The organism is Variovorax sp. Soil_C_17 (assembly GCF_057657265.1).
The window spans coordinates 43,661-61,544 of the sequence record NZ_JBDGIT010000009.1; the positions used below are offsets into that span (position 1 = coordinate 43,661).

The 17,884-nt window shown below is 63.3% G+C and carries 16 protein-coding genes and 3 pseudogenes; 10 read left to right on the forward strand and 9 right to left on the reverse strand.

Annotated elements, in window-relative coordinates:
* The first annotated feature begins 8 nt into the window (after positions 1-8).
* Genes AC3A6Y_RS28690 through AC3A6Y_RS28700 form a run of 3 tightly spaced genes read left to right on the forward strand, consistent with a single transcriptional unit; the run spans position 9 to position 2,927 of the window.
* Positions 9-920, forward strand: a complete 912-nt coding sequence (locus AC3A6Y_RS28690) for a type VI immunity family protein (RefSeq protein WP_487871630.1) — start codon at positions 9-11, stop codon at positions 918-920.
* A complete protein-coding gene (locus AC3A6Y_RS28695) occupies positions 913-1,680 on the forward strand; it encodes a hypothetical protein (protein WP_487871631.1) in 768 nt (255 codons plus the stop codon). The genes AC3A6Y_RS28690 and AC3A6Y_RS28695 overlap by 8 nt, the downstream gene beginning before the upstream one ends.
* Positions 1,677-2,927: a TIGR02270 family protein gene (locus AC3A6Y_RS28700; protein ID WP_487871632.1), complete on the forward strand. Its 1,251-nt coding sequence runs from the start codon at positions 1,677-1,679 to the stop codon at positions 2,925-2,927. Before AC3A6Y_RS28695 ends, AC3A6Y_RS28700 begins: the two co-directional genes overlap by 4 nt.
* A gap of 462 nt (positions 2,928-3,389) precedes the next feature.
* On the opposite strand, the gene AC3A6Y_RS28705 is transcribed toward AC3A6Y_RS28700, so the two are convergent.
* Positions 3,390-3,944: a tetratricopeptide repeat protein gene (locus tag AC3A6Y_RS28705; RefSeq protein WP_487871633.1), complete on the reverse strand. Its 555-nt coding sequence runs from the start codon at positions 3,942-3,944 to the stop codon at positions 3,390-3,392.
* Between AC3A6Y_RS28705 and AC3A6Y_RS28710 the strand changes: the two genes are divergently transcribed.
* The 3 genes and pseudogenes from AC3A6Y_RS28710 to AC3A6Y_RS28720 all read left to right on the forward strand — a co-directional run bounded on the left by AC3A6Y_RS28710 (position 3,904) and on the right by AC3A6Y_RS28720 (position 7,184).
* Positions 3,904-5,637: a winged helix-turn-helix domain-containing tetratricopeptide repeat protein gene (locus AC3A6Y_RS28710; RefSeq protein WP_487871634.1), complete on the forward strand. Its 1,734-nt coding sequence runs from the start codon at positions 3,904-3,906 to the stop codon at positions 5,635-5,637. The two genes, AC3A6Y_RS28705 and AC3A6Y_RS28710, sit on opposite strands and share 41 nt — an antisense overlap.
* 1,112 nt (positions 5,638-6,749) lie before the next feature.
* Positions 6,750-6,992 (forward strand): annotated as a pseudogene (locus AC3A6Y_RS28715) (ISKra4 family transposase); the annotation flags it as partial.
* Between the two features lie 42 nt (positions 6,993-7,034).
* Positions 7,035-7,184 (forward strand): hypothetical protein, encoded by a 150-nt coding sequence (locus AC3A6Y_RS28720; RefSeq protein WP_487871635.1) that lies wholly within the window; start codon positions 7,035-7,037, stop codon positions 7,182-7,184.
* Between the two features lie 341 nt (positions 7,185-7,525).
* Here the strand turns inward: AC3A6Y_RS28720 and AC3A6Y_RS28725 are convergent, their stop codons facing one another.
* The 4 genes and pseudogenes from AC3A6Y_RS28725 to AC3A6Y_RS28740 form a co-directional block, all read right to left on the reverse strand.
* Positions 7,526-8,332: a transglutaminase-like domain-containing protein gene (locus tag AC3A6Y_RS28725; RefSeq protein ID WP_487871636.1), complete on the reverse strand. Its 807-nt coding sequence runs from the start codon at positions 8,330-8,332 to the stop codon at positions 7,526-7,528.
* Positions 8,333-8,677: 345 nt separating this feature from the next.
* Positions 8,678-8,836 (reverse strand): DUF3309 family protein, encoded by a 159-nt coding sequence (locus AC3A6Y_RS28730; protein ID WP_487871637.1) that lies wholly within the window; start codon positions 8,834-8,836, stop codon positions 8,678-8,680.
* 82 nt (positions 8,837-8,918) lie between these two features.
* A pseudogene (locus AC3A6Y_RS28735) lies at positions 8,919-9,311 on the reverse strand (DesA/ISL3 alpha bundle tail domain-containing protein); the annotation flags it as partial.
* Positions 9,312-9,457: 146 nt separating this feature from the next.
* The gene (locus AC3A6Y_RS28740) at positions 9,458-10,885 is read right to left on the reverse strand and encodes an FAD-binding oxidoreductase (RefSeq protein ID WP_487871638.1); all 1,428 of its coding nucleotides are present in this window, start codon (positions 10,883-10,885) and stop codon (positions 9,458-9,460) included.
* A 104-nt stretch (positions 10,886-10,989) separates the two neighbouring features.
* Between AC3A6Y_RS28740 and AC3A6Y_RS28745 the strand changes: the two genes are divergently transcribed.
* Entirely contained in the window at positions 10,990-11,688 is a 699-nt protein-coding gene (locus AC3A6Y_RS28745; protein ID WP_487871639.1) for a winged helix-turn-helix transcriptional regulator, read from the forward strand.
* 170 nt (positions 11,689-11,858) lie between these two features.
* Here the strand turns inward: AC3A6Y_RS28745 and AC3A6Y_RS28750 are convergent, their stop codons facing one another.
* Positions 11,859-12,005: a hypothetical protein gene (locus AC3A6Y_RS28750; RefSeq protein WP_487871640.1), complete on the reverse strand. Its 147-nt coding sequence runs from the start codon at positions 12,003-12,005 to the stop codon at positions 11,859-11,861.
* A gap of 496 nt (positions 12,006-12,501) precedes the next feature.
* On the opposite strand from AC3A6Y_RS28750, the gene AC3A6Y_RS28755 reads away from it, so the two are divergent.
* Positions 12,502-13,338, forward strand: a complete 837-nt coding sequence (locus AC3A6Y_RS28755; RefSeq protein WP_487871641.1) for a class I SAM-dependent methyltransferase — start codon at positions 12,502-12,504, stop codon at positions 13,336-13,338.
* Positions 13,339-13,785: 447 nt separating this feature from the next.
* Here the strand turns inward: AC3A6Y_RS28755 and AC3A6Y_RS28760 are convergent.
* Positions 13,786-13,890, reverse strand: a pseudogene (locus AC3A6Y_RS28760) (two-component system response regulator KdpE); the annotation flags it as partial.
* Between the two features lie 51 nt (positions 13,891-13,941).
* Here AC3A6Y_RS28760 and AC3A6Y_RS28765 point away from each other — a divergent pair.
* The gene (locus AC3A6Y_RS28765; RefSeq protein ID WP_487871722.1) at positions 13,942-14,028 is read left to right on the forward strand and encodes a hypothetical protein; all 87 of its coding nucleotides are present in this window, start codon (positions 13,942-13,944) and stop codon (positions 14,026-14,028) included.
* 531 nt (positions 14,029-14,559) lie between these two features.
* Positions 14,560-15,141 carry a hypothetical protein gene (locus AC3A6Y_RS28770; protein WP_487871642.1) on the forward strand — a complete coding sequence of 194 codons (582 nt, stop codon included), beginning with the start codon at positions 14,560-14,562 and terminating at the stop codon, positions 15,139-15,141.
* A gap of 568 nt (positions 15,142-15,709) precedes the next feature.
* On the opposite strand, the gene AC3A6Y_RS28775 is transcribed toward AC3A6Y_RS28770, so the two are convergent.
* Together AC3A6Y_RS28775 and AC3A6Y_RS28780 are read right to left on the reverse strand one after the other, a co-directional pair.
* Positions 15,710-16,786: an OmpA family protein gene (locus AC3A6Y_RS28775; RefSeq protein WP_487871643.1), complete on the reverse strand. Its 1,077-nt coding sequence runs from the start codon at positions 16,784-16,786 to the stop codon at positions 15,710-15,712.
* 365 nt (positions 16,787-17,151) lie between these two features.
* The gene (locus AC3A6Y_RS28780; protein ID WP_487871723.1) at positions 17,152-17,316 is read right to left on the reverse strand and encodes a PxKF domain-containing protein; all 165 of its coding nucleotides are present in this window, start codon (positions 17,314-17,316) and stop codon (positions 17,152-17,154) included.
* Positions 17,317-17,884 lie beyond the last annotated feature (568 nt).

Consider the following 17,884-nt stretch of genomic DNA (forward strand, 5'->3'; position numbering starts at 1 on the left):
GTGTCCACATGCCTGCCAAGACCACGCCCGAACTCACCGTCGACGGAGTCCGGCTCGTCACCCTGTGCGCCGACATCACCGTGTACTGGCGCGGTTCGATGCTGGACAGGGCCGAGGGCATCCTGGCCTTCTACGAGCGCGCGCTGAAACTGATCGGCGACAGTGTGTGCTGGTACGAGACCGAGACGATGGGCGATGTCGAGGCCATCCACGGCAAGGTCTTCGACATGCTGCCCTTCTGGCTGCGGAACCCGAAGGCCCGGCGCGGCATCCAGGCCTTGGTGCTGCAGGGCGGCGAGACGCAAAGGGATGCCTCGGACCGCGCCTTCGTGCTGTTCTACGACCAGGAGCAGCCGCCCGCGATGGGCGTGATGCGTCTCGTGCTGCCGGCCTCGCTGCTCGAGCGCTCGCCTGCGGCATTCGCCAAGCTGGTGGCGGAGATCACCGGCCGCCTCGATTTCGAATCCGGCCATGCCGGCTTCGCGCTCAACTGGGACTCTCGCGGCGAGAACGCACTGCAGGCCGAGGAACACCTGCGGGGCGTCGCCGCCCGTTACCTGGGCATCGATATCCCCGAGATCAACACAACCCTGGTCAACATGCAGGACTACGACGAACCGGCCTTCAAGTGCATCAACTGGATCACCTTGCTGGGCACGGCGCTGGCGGAACACATCGGGCCGCCGGAGGAACTGCGGCAGGCCTTGCCCGGCGATTGCGAGGTGATCAACATGCAAGGACGCTACCTGATCCAGGCCGGCCCCGTGCCATCGATCGGCGACAAGCGACAGAAGGAACGGCTGCCCGCCTATCGCGCAGTGGGCCACCTGCTCGCGCCTTTCCGCCTGCAGGTGCATGCGCCATTGTTCCTGGACGACGACGCCGCCACCGAGGCCTGGCTCTCGAGATTCGATGACTGAGCGTGCCCACAGCCGCGTGCGCATGCGCGCGGTTCCCGAACTGGAGGCGAACCCGTTTTCGCTCAGGGTCGAGATGTTGCCCGGTCGGGTCGCCGCTGGCGATGAACGCCGGATCGACGAGTGCGTCGAATGGTTCGTCTTCGCGGTCAACGCCGGCATCTGTGCAGGCCACCGTTTCGAGCCCCGGCGATCCGGGGCTGTCGTGGTTGAATCTTCCGCACCTGACGGATCGGGTACCGACATCGCCTGCCACGACGTCGATGCCGGCGCTGCGCGCTTGCTTGCGAACCTGGTTCGCATGGCTCTCGGCGAGCGCGAGGCGCCGATGCCGGTGCTGATGACGAGCGGACGCGACGGACGAGCCGGCCTGGCCATGGTGGATGAACTGCCCTATCCGGCAGGGACGGCGCAGGCGCCGTTCGAGCTCGGCATCTCCTTGCCGGGCAAGTCCCTCGAACCCGTCACCCTTCGGCTGGAGTTTGCGGCCCCGCCCTCGGAGGCGGAGATCGAACTGCTGACGTCGCGTGTTCTGTTCTGGAAGGACCTGGTTGGCAGGGGCGCGTACTTCGAACCGGAGAGCGATCCCGACGATAGGCCGGATGTGGATGAGGTCGAGATCTACTGGCTCTCCCCGTACCAGTTTGAGGCGACCGTCTATGGCTGCGTGGCCGCGGATGCCGCGTTCGACGGCTTCGTCAACATGCTGGCGCGCACGGACGACGAACTGGGCGCGAAGCTGTCGATGGTGGAGATATGGTGAACGCGACGCTCTCGAACGTGCTCGCGGAGCACGCGGACGAAGCCTCGTTCCTCTGGCTCCAGCGGGCAAGCGCCGTCCATGCGCCCAACTACGACCGGCGGCAGTTTGCGGACCTGGACGAGCGGCTCGCCGCGCACGTCGACGGCCTGCGCACGGCCGGCGATGCAGGCTGGGAGATGGCACAGGCCGCCCTCGACAACGAGGGGCCCGAGGACTTCTTCGCGGCCGCGGTACTGGCTGCGGAGAAGGCGGACACCAGCCTCGATGCATTGATCGACCGTGGGGACGCCACGTCGGACGTCGTGCCCGGCCTCATTTCAGCGCTCGGCTGGGTGTCGCCCCAGTTCCTCGGCGGCCGGGTCAAGTCGCTGCTCCAGGACGGCTTGCCGCTGAGGCAGAAGCTCGGCGTCGCAGCCTGTGCGCTGCACCGCAGGGACCCCGGCGAGGCGCTCGGCGAAGTGCTCGACAGGGGCGCCGTCAGCGTGCGAACGCGTGCGCTTCGCGCCGCCGGCGAACTCGGGCGCACCGATCTCATACAACCACTGCGGGAAGCCATGGGCGAATCCCGGCCCGAACCGCGCTTCTGGGGCGCCTGGTCCGCGGTGCTCCTGGGTGACCGACTGCAGGCCATCGAGGCATTGGCAGCCGTCGCCTCCAGGCCCGGTCCGCGCCAGATGGGCGCGCTTCAACTCGCGCTGCAGGCGATGGAGGGCGCCGCCGGCCATGCGCTGCTCACCGAACTCAGCACGCTGCCCGGCGCGCAGCGCCTGCGCATCATCGGATCGGGCTTCGTCGGCGACGCGCGCTACGCACCCTGGCTCATCGACCAGATGGCGAACCCGGCCGTCGCACGCATCGCTGCCGAGGCCTTCGTCTGCATCACAGGCGCAGACTTCGATCGCGAACAGATGGAAGTTCCACCGCCCGACGGCTTCGAGGACGGCCCCACGGAAGACCCGGACGACGAGAATGTCGAACCGCCCGAAGACATCGCGCTGCCATGGCCGGATGTCAAAAAAATCCGCTCTTGGTGGGATCGGCACGGCGCACGGTTCGCAAGCGGCAGCCGCTACTTCCTCGGGCAACCGGTGACCCCTGACCATTGCGTGAAGGTCCTGCGCGAAGGCTTCCAGCGGCAGCGCGTGGCGGCTGCGCTGCACTTGGCGCTGCTGCGGCCCGGCAGCGTGCTTTTTGCCACCAGTGCGCCGGCCTGGCGGCAGCAGCGCTGGCTGCGCGAGCGTGCCTGACCGCCACTCTGGAAGTTGGTGCCCGGACGCAGCCGCGGCGCCGATGCCGGTTTCCGAGCGCACCTGCTCCTGGAGACCGGAGCGCCGATTCTTCATCATGGTGCGTCCCACGCTGGACGCTGTTGCTGACTTGCGCTGGCACCCCGCTTGCAGGTCCGACCGGTGCAGCCCGAACCCCTGCGTGCGATAGGGACGCGCATGCCCTCGCGTTCCGGACGCACTGGGGCTTCTCGCCGCCAAACGAAGCCGATTATCGACGGTGGCAGGCGAGTCAGGCCCCTCAGCCGAACTTGTAGCAGGTCGCGTGGGAGAGCATCACGAAGCCAAGGTTTTCGTCGATGTTGTAGTCGAAGCAACGCCGCCTCCGGCCATAGCGCGACACTCGACGATCTACCACATAGCGGGACTGTCGATACGAACAATTGGAACTCGACTTGAACTCGATTGCTTCTCAGACGGTGGCTAGATATCGTCGAACCGTCGCCCAAGTTCAAGTGCCTTGTCCCGGGCGTATGCATTCCCTCGGGCGGCGGCCAAGACGTACCATCGCAGCGCCTCACGCCGGTCGCGGCGTACGCCACTGCCCCGCATGTGCATGTCGGCGAGCTTGAGCTGGGACTCCAACCAGCCTTGCCGCGCAGCCTTGCCGTGCCACCAGGCAGCCTGAGACAGGGACCGCGGCACGTGTCGACCCTCGAAGAGCAGTTCAGCGAATTCGTACTGGGCGCGTGCGAGCCCGTTCCGGGCCGCCTTGCGCAGCCACGCGACTGCCTGCCGCGGCTGCGCTGCCGTGCCTTCACCCAGCAGCAGCATCATGGCGAGGTTGTACTGTCCATGGGCATTACCGCGCGCGGCGGCAGCCTGAAAATGCCGCAGCGCCTTGCCGTGGTCGCCGATCAGCCACGCCAGCCCGGCTTGGGCAACGTCGGGGTCCGGGCGATCGTCTTCGTCGAGTGTCTGTGCCCCTGCGGTGATCGTGGCGATCGCGATCAACACTGCAAGCAACGTCGTGCGCATCATCGCCTCCTTTGCACGGGTCTCGCACCATGCTCGCGCCGATCGCGTGCCGCGTCCTGATGGCAACCCGAAACTGCCACGAAAGACGTACGATGCCGTTGTCGTCGCGGAGGTCTCGATGGACCGAGATGTCGCCGTTGATTGCCCCAGATACCGGTTGCCGCTGGGCCTGCACGTGCTTGATCTGCATGCGAGCGAACTGCGCTCCCACGCTGGCAACCTCGTCCCATTGCGCCACCAAGCGCTGAAGGTCCTACTCGTGTTGGGTGAGCGGGCGGGCCATGTGGTTGACAAGCCGAGCCTCATGCAGCGTGTCTGGCCCACAGTGATCGTCGGCGACGATTCGCTCGTGCAGGCCGTTGCCGACATCCGCAAGGCGCTGGGAGACAAGGAGCAGCGGTGGCTGCGAACCGTCAAGCGGCAGGGCTACATGCTTGTACCCGACGAATGGGACAGTCAGGCCGAAGACAGCGACGTTCCAAGCTCTGAACCGCCAGCGCTGTCCATCGCCCTCTTGCCGGCAGCAGAGGCCCAAGGGTCTGCCGTTGCCCGGCGGTGGGCCGACCGTTTAGTGGCCGACCTGACGCTGGCCGTCGGATCGGGATTGACGGGCGGGCGCGTGATCGCCCACGAAGCATTGACGAGCTACCGCGAGCACCACGTTGATCCGCGTGACATCGGCAGGGCACTGGCGGTGCGGCATGTCGTGTGCAGCAACCTTCGAGTGCATGCTGGCCAAACGGAGCTACTGATGGTGATGATCGACGCAGACGGCGGCCAGCAGCACTGGGCAGGCCAGATTGCGCTCGATCGCAAGCGGCCGTCGCAGGCGGCGATCAACGACTTCGTCGCTCAGGCCGCCCGGGCAATCCTTGTGCAAATGCACCGATCGGCCGGAGAGCGTGCGGCCCGGCGCCAATCCAGGTCCGCCGAAGACTTGGCGATGCTCGGCTGGGGGACGGTGTACCGCGGCATCAGTCAGGAGAATCTCGGGGAGGCGCTGCAATGGTTCGAACAGGCCGTGTTACAGGATCCGCACTCGCTTCGCGGCTGGGGCGGGGTGTGTCTCATCAATGCCTGCCATGTGGACTTCGAATGGGCCGTTGATCCCGACGTATGCCGGAGACGGTCGCTCGAGGCCGCCGAGCGGCTCGAACAACAATACCCGGAGGACACGCTGACCTTGCTGGCGCGGTCCAAGGCCGCCCAGCTGCGCGGCGAGTGGGCAGCAGCGCTGCTTCTGGCCGACATGCTGGTCGAGCGCAACGCGGGCAACCCGACAGCGCACTACATGAGGAGTGAGGCGCTTTTGGGCCTGGGTCGGTTCGACGAGTGCATCGCGGCAGCCCAGCAGGCGGCGCGGCTGAGCCTGGGTGACTTCCGCGCCGGGGTTTGGCATGGCCTCGTGGCCACGGCGCATTTCATGTCGGCGCGCTACGAAGAAGCGGCGAGTGCAGCGCGTCTGGGCCGAGCGGCCAACCCGCACCTTCCGATGCCACCCCTGGTGCTGGCTGCCGCCCTGGTGGCCGCCGGCCGCTTGGCAGAGGGTCGCGCGATCCTGGCCATGCCGCTGACCCGACCACCTGGTCTTGACACCGCACGCGTTACCAACATGGTCCAGGGAGACGATCCTCGTTTTCTGCAAGGTCGCGAGCACCTGATCGACTGCCTGCGCCAGATCGGCTTGGACTGAGTGCGGAGGGCGAGGGCGATCGGTAGCCGGATCCCCTTGCCCAAAACATCTATGCCAACATGGCGCAAATGTCCACTGACTTCCCGCTCGTCCCTAGCAATGTGAAGACTCCGGTCGAGTTGTCAACCGTAAATACCACCCGGCCCACATAAAGCGTGGTCGTGGGGCCGGGCGGCACGTCCGTAGGAAACAGAATGAGGACGTTATGCCCTGTGATGACCCAAGTAGAAGTACCATCGGCGTTGCGCGTTACCTTGCTTACTGACCCGTTCGACTTTAGGGTGAGACTGACCGAGGTAGCCAGATTGGTAAATGTCAATTGTGCGCCTCGGCCAGCAGTTATCGACTTCACCAAATTACCTTCCTTGTCGAGAAAGTCTTTGGCCGTGCCTTCACCTATGCTCTGCACCCTCAGGTCAAAGCTAGGGCATGCGTTTCCTTTCGGAAGATCGACTGTGAAGTCGGCGTAAGCGGAGCCTACTAGGCTAAATACGAAAGCAAATGCAAGAGCAGTCGTCCGCACGGGCCGTCCCAAAGATAAGACTCTCATGGAAAATCCCTTCGGTGTTGGTGTTGGTGTTGGCTGGTGGACAGCAGTGTGATCCCCGAATTTCAGAATGTGTAGACTATTTTGGTATCGCGTCGGGAACATTCGACCGCTTTCTGTAAACATGGTGATACCTGACGTCGTGGGAGCAGTGTTGCGTGAGGCGCACCAAGCGTGAACTGGACTTGGTCTTGACCTGGTGTTGATCCGATTTCCATGCCTTCGGCGACCCGAACTCTCGTCTGCCTGCTTCTCGCCTCTCGCCTCTCGCCGCCGGATCTCTTGATGGGCTTTGGATAAGGTGAATCCACGATCGGCGTAGAGCATCTTGACTTGCTCGAAGTCTTTCAGCGCCGCAGCACGCATGTGATGGTATTCCCGTCGCTGACACCGGCCACAAGGCAGGCGTGTTGCCGCATAGTGGCGTGCGGTTGTGCAATCGTTCGGCACCGTCGTGGATGGGTCGTGGGTGGCACCTCTGGCCGTCCCGGCCTCAAATTGGGTGAGGGCGGCCGCGTTGGGGGTGCGCAGTGCAGATCCTTCCTCCCACGCTACGCTGCGAGGGATGCCCAATCCCGGGGAGCGCTACCGGTGCGGGGAACGGATCTCCACCGGCTTCGTCGAATCCGCGGCCAACCAGGTGATCGCCAAACGGTTCTTGAAGAAGCAGCAGATGCGCTGGACGCCACGCGGAGCCCATCTGCTCTTGCAGGACCGCACGCAGATGCTGAATGACAAGTTACACGCGTCCTTCGAGAAGTGGTATCCGGGCTTCGGCGCTCAGGATCATGCGCCGCTCGCAGCATAGGCAGGGAGCAAGCAAGCCGCACTGCACACCCCCAGGAATGTGATGCTCTCCTTCATGGACGGCGAGGCCGCCGCCCGCGCGGCGCTGACGCGCACCACCCATCAGATGGACCATATCCGCCTGTGGCCGCGAGCGCTTCGAGCAGGCCCCTCGCGGACGGAAGCGATGCAGTGGAAGAAGACATCGCCTTGACGACGCAGTGGCCCAAGCTTGCGTCGACCGCTTCTTCAGCATGATGATGACAGCTCTGTCTCCGCAGACCCGCTTCAGCATCCGGCTTTCACGCAGCCTGCGGGACGGCCGCAATGCCAGCGACGAACGGGCGTGTGCCAAGGACACCCGGCCGTGGAGCGGGCCATCGAGCAGCAGGACGCCGCCGCCGCGCGGCAGGTCGATGGAGGTGCACCTGCGCGGGGCATCGCGCGCCCGTTCGAACAATGACTCCTCGACAGTTCCTGCCTGCCTACGACTACGGCGGACGCACCGGTGTGGCGTTCTTGCTGCTGCAGGGACGCTTCATAAGGCAATGGGAATCACTGAACCTCGTCGCACCAGACCTTGAATCCGTCCAGCTCGTTGGGGCCGAAGGTGCTGGACAACGCCACATCGCTCGCGTCGCGCCCCTGCGCAATCAGCACGCGGCCAATGCGGGGCACGTTGTTGCGTGCATCGAAGGTGTACCAGCGGTCGCCCAGAAAAGCCTCAAACCAGCCCGCAAAGTCCATCGTGCCGTACGGCGGCGGGGTCCCGACATCGCCGAGATAGCCGGTGCAATAGCGCGCGGGAATGTTCAGGCAGCGACAGAGGGTGACCGCCAAATGCGCATAGTCGCGGCACACGCCTTGCTTTTCCTTGAAGGCCTCAAAAGCCGAACGGGTGCGCCGCGCGTGCTGGTAGCCGAACTCGATGTGCTGGTGCACGAAATCGCAGACCGCCTGCACGCGGCCCCAGCCTGTCGGGCCGCTCCCGAAGCGTTGCCAAGCAAAATCGGACAGCAGGTCAGTTTCGCAGTAGCGGCTGCCTAGCAGGTAGAGCAGGGTGGACTCGGGCAGGGACTCCACCGGCGTCTGCGGCGCCGAGGGCACGACGAGGTCCGTCGCGCCGCTGTCGTGGACCACAGTATCCGTGCCCAACACAAAGCGGCCCCTGGGGGCGACCAGGCGTGTGCACCAGTTCCCGAACAGATCGCGGTACGCGGTGGTGGGTACGGCCGGCTTCGTGAGCAGATGGTCCGGGTGCAGAAGGTCCGAGGCGCGCGAGTAATGAATGCTGAGGGTCAGGATCATCGGCGTCGGCTGGGGAAACTTGTAGGCGATCTCAAAACCAAGATGGATGTTCATGGGCCCATGATGCGCCTTGATTGGCAATTCCGAAGGGAATTCTTGGCCTGGGTCGCAAACGCTTCTCGGCCCCTGGTCGTGCGGAAAGATCAATCGTGGCCTTGGCGTGCGCATGTCGTGGGGCTCGGCATAGGCATGTATGGCGGCCAACTAGGTGACACCGGCAGGCGGTGCCTTGAGTCGGTAGTTGTCACCCGCGCCCGTCGGCACACCGGACGCAGCCCTTGACGCTTGAGACTTCGGCGCACCCGCTCAGCGCCTGCGCGCTCGCCACCCCTCACGCACCTCCTGCATCTTCCCGTCTTCCATGACGCCGGCCATCAGCCACTTGCCGATCAGCCGCGGCTATATCTTGCCCAGCAGCAACAGGACGACCACGACCAGCAGCACCAGCCCGATGCCCCCACTCGGACCATAGCCCCATCCCCGACTGTGGGGCCAGCTTGGAATCGTGCCGATGAGCAGCAGGATCACGATGATCAGCAGAATTGTTCCCAGGGTCATTCATCTCTCCTGCCAGTGAGTCGTAACAGCGCTGCGTTCGAGAAAACACACGCAGTGCACCAATGCCGCTTTCCTCAGCGCGCCCGCACCAGTCTTTCAGCTGTTTCACCAGCTGCTCCTTGGAGGCGGCAGATCGGCTCCACAGGGCGGTGAGATCCTGTCGTATCGCGTAGATGGTGCTCAGTACCGTGCTGGAGTGCAAAGCCTGCTGCAAGACGGAGCTTTCCTTCTCCGGCAATTCCCTCGCATCCCTTTGCAGCAAGTACCTGACCGGGTCCAATGCCCTGGATTTCGTCAAGCCCGTGATCGCGGTGCCCCGCAACCTGAGGAGCTCTTCCACGGCAGCCGGGCGCAAGGACCTGGCGAACGTGGCCAGTACGTCGTAGCGGTGGGTAATGACAGCCTGCAGGGTGCCCACGTCGCAACGGTTCCTCGATGGATCCCCGGGGCGCGACTTTGCGCGTGGGCATCCCATCCGGCGGATGCCTCTATCACGCCGCTTGCCATTGATGGGGTAGACCGTGGCGTCCTTGTTCGCCGAGGAACAATGGTCGGCATGCCGCGCGCATCCATGTCAACATATGACAGACCCGGCGGCGGATTTCGCGCGATTGCAAATACTCAGGCATGACTCAAGCGTGGGCGGATGTTCTGGTTATGGTGGAAGACGTTGTCGGGGTCGTACTTCGTCTTCACGTCCATCAGCTGGTCGTAGACGCGGGCGCCGTACGCCTCGCGCACCCGGCCGGGGTCTTCATCGCCGCCGAGGAAGTTGACGTAGACGCCTTGTCGGAACGGGCCGAGCGAGGCGAAGAACTCCCTCACCCAAACGGAGTCCGGCGCGGCGAAGTTCTCGCCGGGTCGCCACACCGCATCAAGTGTGATCGCGTGCGCAGCCTGCCGGTTCCCGAATGCTGTGCCGCCCTCGGGCACCCGGCTCACCGCGCCTCCCAGATGGAACATTGCCACGTACGATCGTGGCGACGCGCAGGCGAACGCGTGCTGGACGATCACGTCAACGAGCTCGTCGCCGAGTGCGGGAAGGTGAGTTGACTTCCAATAGTAGTTCCAGCCATGGACGACGATCGAGTCGAGCGCGCCCTGGAATGCTACGTAGGGTGTAGGGCCGACAAGGTCGAGCAGAGGAGAACCGCACACGCGCAGCGCCCCGAGCACCCGCTCCCCGTCCTTGATCGGCCCTGCGTAGCAGCTCCCGACCATCATCACCGGCCGCCAGTGTAGATCCGCGGGGATGGCCGGTAGCGGTGGAGCGGTGCCGAACCTCACCACCGTACCGAGCTCGTCGGGAGCATCGCGAACAAAGTCGCGGTAGAAGCGCAGGACCTCCCTGGCATCGCTCGCATCCCACAGGATGGGCCCGGCCAGGACGGTGGGGCCGACGCCCTGGAGGCGGAATTCGAACGATACGACTACGCCGAAATTGCCGCCGCCCCCGCGCAACGCCCAGAACAGGTCGGGGTGCTCGTCCTCGGACGCGTGCAGCAGCACGCCATCGGCGGTGACGACGTCGGCGGCCAGAAGGCTGTCCGCCGTCAATCCGTACTTGCGCATCAGCCATCCGACGCCACCCCCAAGGGCGAGCCCGGCGACGCCGGTGTGGCTCACGATTCCCCCTGTAGTAGCCAGACCGTGCATTTGAGTCTCGCGGTCGACGTCGCCCCACAGCGCACCGCCCTGCACCCAGGCCCAGCGGTGGGCCGGATCGACCCGCACGGCCCGCATGGCGGAGAGGTCGATGACAATGCCGTCATCGCAAACGGCGGTGCCCGCCACGTTATGGCCTCCGCCCCGTATGGCGATCTCCAGATCGTGGTCGCGGGCGAAACGCACGGCCGCGACCACGTCTGCGGTCCCGATGCATCGGGCAATCAGACGCGGGCGCCGATCGATGGCGCCGTTCCACACCGCACGCGCGCTGTCGTATTCGGTGTGGTCAGCACTGATCAGCCGGCCTCGAAACCCGTCGATCTCGACAAGGATTGGCTGCTTGCTCCTGTGGCATAGTTCCGCGGTCGTGGGTGTCGTCATGGTGTCCTCCACTTTCGAGGACTCCATCGGACCACTGGGGGCCGCGGCCGTAAAGTCAAGAATCTGGACTTCACAACCTAAGGCGGGCGCGCGACACTTTGGTCATGAGGACGTACGGCCAATACTGTCCCATCGCCCGTGGCGCCGAGATCTTTGCCGAGCGATGGACGCCGCTGATCATCCGGAACCTCCACCTTGGTTGCGGAAGCTTCAGTGAGATCCTGCAGGGCGCGCCCGGTTTGCCACGTACCCTGCTCACAGAGCGACTCGGGCAGCTTGAACGCCGCGGCATCGTCGAATCGGCACCCAAGCCCCACGGGCGCGGGCACCGCTACAAGCTCACGTCCGCGGGCGACGAGCTCTTCGCGGTTTGCCAGTCGCTCGGCGAGTGGGGAGCGCGCTGGCTCGATATCGCCCCCGAGCACCTCGACCCGTATGTGGCCCTGTGGTCGATGTGTCGGGCGCTGCGCCGGGACCGGCTCCCGGATCGACGCATCGTCATCCGCTTCGACTTCACCGGTCGTCCGCGCCCTGAGCGCTATTGGCTCCTCATCGAGCTCAAAGACACCGAGATCTGCAAGACGTGCCCAGGCCGTGACGAAGACCTCTATATCACAGCGGAAGCCGAAGCCTTTGTCAAATGGCATGCCGGCCAGCTCACCTGGGCCCAAGCCACCCGCGAGGGCCGAATCCGACTCCACGGTCCCATGCCGCTCGTCAGAGCTTTTCCGACCTGGAACTCACGCAGCATGTTCGCCCAGATCACGCCGATCGCCCGTGCCGACGCAAGCCCCGCAGGCTGACATCCTCGACGCCTACTCCCACTCGGGCACCGCAATCGGCCGGCACTGGGGACCTCGGGGTCAATCCGACCACGCTGGCGCTCTGCAGCACGATGCGTTCATTGTCGAGCGGGCGGGCGCTTCTTACCTTGACGTTCGATGGCCTGGTACTGACCGTTGAGGCGAGCATCCTAGAGAACACGGGAGAGGTCGATGACGTTCCGTCGTCCGAATTGCCCATGCCACTGGCGATGGATGACCGAGCGCGGATTCTCGACTTCATCGAACAGGATGATCCGCGCGCAGCGCTTGCCGTGGTCGAGCGCATCGCCAAGCAAGTGATGTCCAGAGGATGGGCGTCCAGGGCGCGTTCAAGGGACACGCGAACGGGTCCTTCGCCGCACGCCGTACATAGTGCCCATCGGGTCGAAAAGGATTGCGTTCACATCCTGCGAATTCTTCACAGTGCGCACGCCACAGTGGACTGACGGTGCAAACGTACCTTGAGTTCAAGCGGGCGGCACAAGCCGCCTTCGCATCAGTCAGAGCGCTGCTGCAGGAGATGCTGCCGATCGAACAAGGATCGCATCAAGACCACCCGCCGGCACATTCATGCCACCGCGGACGGACTCGAGCCGCAGCTCGGGCCGGAACCTTTTCTGCGAGAGCGGAGGCCAGCGGAGATCGAAGCCTTGCCGGAGCCTGCGGCTCCGATCACGGTGGGATGGGATAGCGGCTAGATCCGAGGTTGCGAGCGCCTGCCCGGCACCAACGAAAGAATCCATCTTGGCCGGCGCATTGACATCTCTGCGGTGCGCAGTAATCTTCAAGGACATGGATCGGATCGACACGGTGGAGGCCACGATGATCCTTCCCACCTATGCCATGGAGAAGGCAATTTTCCCGCAGATGTACGAGCGGTGGCTCGTCGGCCCGCTGTTCCGACCATGGGCTGAACTCACCGTGGCAGAACTGGGCGTGTCCGCTAGCGACCGAGTGCTCGACATCGCGTGCGGCACCGGTATCGTGGCGCGCTTGGCGCAGCAGCGGCTAGGCGACGCTGCATACATCGTCGGCATCGATATCAGCCCTGCCATGCTGGAGGTGGCGCGCTCCGCCGCACCAAGCATCGATTGGCGCCAAGGCAGCGCGGACGCCCTTCCACTGCGTGATGGGGAGCAGTTCGATGTAGTGATTTGCCAGCAGGGCCTGCAGTTCTTTCCGAACAAAGCTGCAGCGGTGGCTCAGATGCGGCGCGCGCTGGTGCGGGGCGGCAAGCTGGCGGTATCGGTCTGGCGCTCCGACGAAGAGATTCCGTTCTTTCGCGAGCTCCGCCGCGTTGCGGAGGCCAATCTGGGTCCGATCACTGATCAGCGCTACGGCTATGGCGATGTGAGCGCTCTCGAAGCGCTGCTGCGCGACGCAGGATTTCGGGATGTACGGTCACGCAAGCTGTCGTGCACCATGCGCTTCGATGACGGCGCGTCGTTCGTGCGGATGAACTCAATGGCTCTCGTCGGGATGAGCGCCGCCGGCAAGTCGATGAATGACGCCGAGCGTCATCGCATCCTGGAGACGATCGTGACCGATAGCGCGCCGGTGCTGCGAGCGAACACAGAGAAGTGTCTCGTCTTCGAGCTCAGCACCAATCTGGCGACGGCCCGAGCATAAAAGCGTTGCGGCAGTGGACAGACCACTCGTCAATCCGCTTGCCAGCACCTAGGCACACACGCCTGTTGAGCCTGACGGGACGAGCAAGCGCTGGGCGAGCTTGACCGCTACCGACACGGCCTCGAAGTCCTTGTATACGGCCTCGGCTGTCACCTTCCGGCGTAATGGAACCAGGGGTAGTCGTACTGATCCTGTAGATCGGTGCGCCTTGGGCCATCAGTCGTCGTGCGACAAGGACGTGCGAGTGCGGACTTTCTGCGCACGGCCGGGTTCTGAAAGTAATTGATTTCAAAGAAGTTTTCCGCCATCACCGTGTCATTCCACACCAAAGTACGATCACCCCGACCACGGCAATCAAGCGCGCCCACGGCACGACGCGCTCCATGTCCGCCAGAAACTTCAGCGCTTCCTTAGAGGCGGCGTGGGGCCGCCCAATGGCGAACACAATCACGGCGTGAGACGATAGCCCACAGCGATTTCTGTCAGCAAGTGCCGCGGCTGCGCCCGATCGGCTTCCAGCTTCTGCCGCAGGTGACCCATGTAGATGCGCAGGTCGACGAGAACCTGATCGTCGTGGGCACGCACAGGCTCTACGTCTGCGATATGTCCGTTTTGCCGCCAAGCACCGCGGCCAACCCGGTGCGCACGCTGACTGCGCTGGCCCTGCGGCTGTCCGAGCACCTCGGCTGAAGCCCCGCTCTGGGTAGTCGTGCCAATCTTGTAGATCGGTGCGCTTTGGGTCGAAAAGTCACTATATGACAAGGACTTGCGAGTGCGGACTTTCTGCGCACGGCCGGGTTCTGAAAGTTATTGTTTTTCAAAGGATTTCCCCGCCATCACCGTGTCATTGCGCACTGAAAGTACGATCACCCCGCATCAAGCAGCGGCAAGCTCGGGACGGGGAAGTCCCCTTCATTCGATTGCTCCGATTGAGCTTGCGAACACCATAGGCGGCATGGAGGCCTTTGCGCCGGCAGCCTGTCCGGCTACAGTCGGGCCAGCAGCCGCCATTCGGAATCGGGAGAAAAGCCGCCCTTACCGGGCGTTTGGGAGTAACGCCGAGTCGCTTGATGCAATCATTAAGTGTTGATCTCTCTTGGCAATCATGTGGCTCTTCGAAACGCCCGGTACATCTCAGACGCCCCATATGCAACGGAGAGCTCCCGTCCGATACCAGCATGTGGAGGGCATCCATGTGGCAGATTTGTAAGGTATTCCACAATGCAAATACCCTGGCAGGGCATCCAAGGCTTTTCCGGCGCGATTGCGGTGGGTGGCCTCGCCCTCACCAGTCTTCTGTTGCTTGCGGGCGTCTTCGCAACCAATCTTTTTCTTGCAATAGAGGTCGTTTCTAGATCCACGGCTTGGGCGATCGTTGTGGCGTTGCCCATCGCATCACTGGCTTATGTTGTAGGGCTACTAACCAACGCGGCTGCCGAAGCCATCTTTGTACGCTTGGGCTGGCTCCAGCGGAACACTTTAATCGACGAACTCATCCAAATACGCGAAAAAGGCGAATTCTTAATTGGGCGCTTTCTTCAGCTGCGCCAAGAAGGAGAAATACTCGCAGGCGGATCTCTTGCCCTGGGGATTCTCGCCATGGCCTGCGCCTTCGCTTCTTACCCTATAGAGGGTTGGCGCCGTACCTTAATTAGCGCCACCTTCATGTGCGTGATGCTATGCATCGGTAGCAGCTCATTGTCGATATCCCGCTTCCGATCGGCCAATGCTCTGGCAAATGCCTGCCCAGATTCGAAGGAGCCAAAATGTCCAGCTACGAGCACTGCGTCGCCGCCCTCCTGATTGCGTTCGTGCAAGGTGCCGCTGCTGAAAGCGGAGCATGCATGAGCGACATGCAATGCAAAGGTGAACAAATCTGTGTTAGGGCATGATCGGACGCTCACAAGCTCGCAAGGAATTCCGTCCACCTGAGAAAAAAGATGCAGAACTGTCGCTTTGAGAGCGCTTCGAATACCGCATGCATTACCGTGCGCGAGATCATGGCAGGGACGAGGCCGATACTTGAAGCTCATCGAGATGCTGACGGTGACTGGCAGTTCTTGCCCGGCGTCGAAGTCGGCGAGGCCGATGCTATGGTGGTGGGCCTCAAGGAACTGTTAGAACGAGACGAGAGCGTGGCGGAGGTGGCTGACATGAAGCCAGGCTCCTTTGCCACCAGGGCGTCCGACACTGCACCTTGGCAGCACCGGCAAGCAGGACCGCGATGAGTAGGCCGACCGCCAGCGGACCAGGACCGGACATTCGGCGCCGATCTCACCTGTAACACACATGAGTTTGAGACATGGTTGAAGGGTGCTTGCAGGCGCGTGCGCGAGTTGCCGAGGTGATCGCCATGCGTTCTCCATCGTACTCAGATCTCCACCAGTTCAACCCGCCGGTTCTTTGCGCGTCCCTCCTCGGACTTGTTGGAAGCCACTGGGCTCGCAAAGGCTACGCCATGAGGTGTCAGGCGGTCAATTCGTACGCCTTTCTTCACCAGCGCCGCGACCACTGCCGCCGCACGCCGTTGCGACAAGTCCTTGTTGAACGCGAATCCGCCCACGTTGTCGGTGTGGCCCACGACGAGCAGCTTCAACGCCGGGTTGTCGCTCATCAGCTTGGCAATCTGCTCCAGGGTAGGGTCGGACTCAGGCTTGACGTCGGCCTTGTTGAAATCGAAATAGATGCCGTAGAGCGCGATTCGCCCCGTGACCTCGATGGCGGCGCCCATTTCAGCAGCCTGGACTGTGACCATCCTCTGCTCTCGCTCTTTGGCTTCGACGATGTCGACCACCGCAACGGTGCGCTCGTTGAGGCCATGACACGAGTCAGTGCGATCGGGTGAAACCAGCGTGTAGGCGAGGACGGAGACATGCGCGGCGCGATCGGGTATCTCCGCGGCCACATAACGCTGATCGGCAATCTTCTCGGCCACTGCGCAATAGCCGGTCGACCCATGGGCATCGGTCAGCCGAGCCTTGGGGTACAAATACATGCTCAAGCTCATGTTCCCACCGCCGCCGGAAATGCCACGCGATGGATCGCCCCCGCATTCGGCTCCCGTGCATTCAAAGAGAATCTGTCCGCCCTTGGCTTGGATCTCGTCGCGGTAGTTGCGCAAGACCTCCAGCGGCGAGCGGTTGGGCGGGATCAGGTAAACGAGCCGCGTGTACCCGCCTTCCAAGACCTTTTTGTTCGTGGGCTCGTGCAGGCGGTTGTTTGCCGCATTCCGCCTTCCTCCGACGAGTTCGAGCTTCGACAAGGGAAGCGTGAACTCGGCAAAGCTCTTGCGCTCGTACCCCACGATGAAAGAGCCCTGGTAGCGCTTCAGCAGGGCGCTGTCCCTGGCACCGCCCCGGTCGGTCGCAGGCGATGTCGCCTTGGGCTGGGCCGAGCCGATGGCGTAAACGCCGAGCAGGATGAAGAGCGAGAGGAACAGCCTGAGCATGGGTCGACTCCCGCAAGCGCCACGGCTTGGCACCGCCGAGGATTGTCGGCAGGCAAACGCCGGCGCCTGCAAAGATGGCAGCAGGTAACGATCCGATGTGTCCTCTAGATCGAATGCAAGGACTTGCGATCAGTTTAGTTGCGCTGGTGGCCGTCCGCGTCTATCGATGTAGATAGCACCTTCGGTAGTTGCGCGATCGAGGTGCACGACAAAGTAGGTATGTTTCACTCATCATCAGGTTCTCTGAGGGTCTCCGGGCAAACGGACCTTCTCGCCCCCACCGGCCGCTTCTGCCTCATCGCTCCGCGCCATAGAGCTAATTGATAGGCATGAACTGCCTTCACACAACGACCATGGCGTTCCACCTACCTGAACTGAAACAGCGCGGTGTGATTGCTTCCGTCGGTCAAGCGCACATTGAGCTGCCGGCAGGTGCCCGACCAGTCCTCTTGCGTCTTCCACACATAGGCGTAGATAACGTCTTCGCTGTCGTATTGCAGACCGCTGTTGCCCGCCGTCACTGTGGCGATCTCGGTCGGCGCCGATTGGCACGGCGCTTGCGCACCGAATCATTGGCGGCTTTCGGCTGTGTTGTCATGACCCCTCCGAGAAGAATGCTGGCTCCAGCACCTCGGCCAAAAAGGTAACCCCTGCGACCTCTGGCACGGAAGCGAGCAGACGAGATAGGCTGGTTGCCGAATCGGGCGAACAGATCGGGCTTCACCCCGTGTTGGGCCAGGCGCTATTCCATGTTGGGCGGGTCATGGCGGGACGCGACTTTGCACGCCGCACGAGTAACAAGGCATTCATGGCCTACCTTCCGATCTCATGAAGCGCGTCTCGACGCCCTCGACATGGAAGGCACCATTACAGCCGCGGTGGCTGCCTTCCAACGCAAGCTTCTGACCTTCCGCACGGATTTAAGGTCTAGGCCAGCCGTGAAGTCCGATACGCGCAAAGGCAATTGAGGCACCGTCCATTGCACCCCGAGAATATTGGAATCATCGAAAGAGTCTCGCCGGGCAGTCGCTTCGGCGAAGTCAACGACCGCTTCGGAGAAACTCGGAAGACTGCTTTGGTCTAGGGTTGTCCGACACC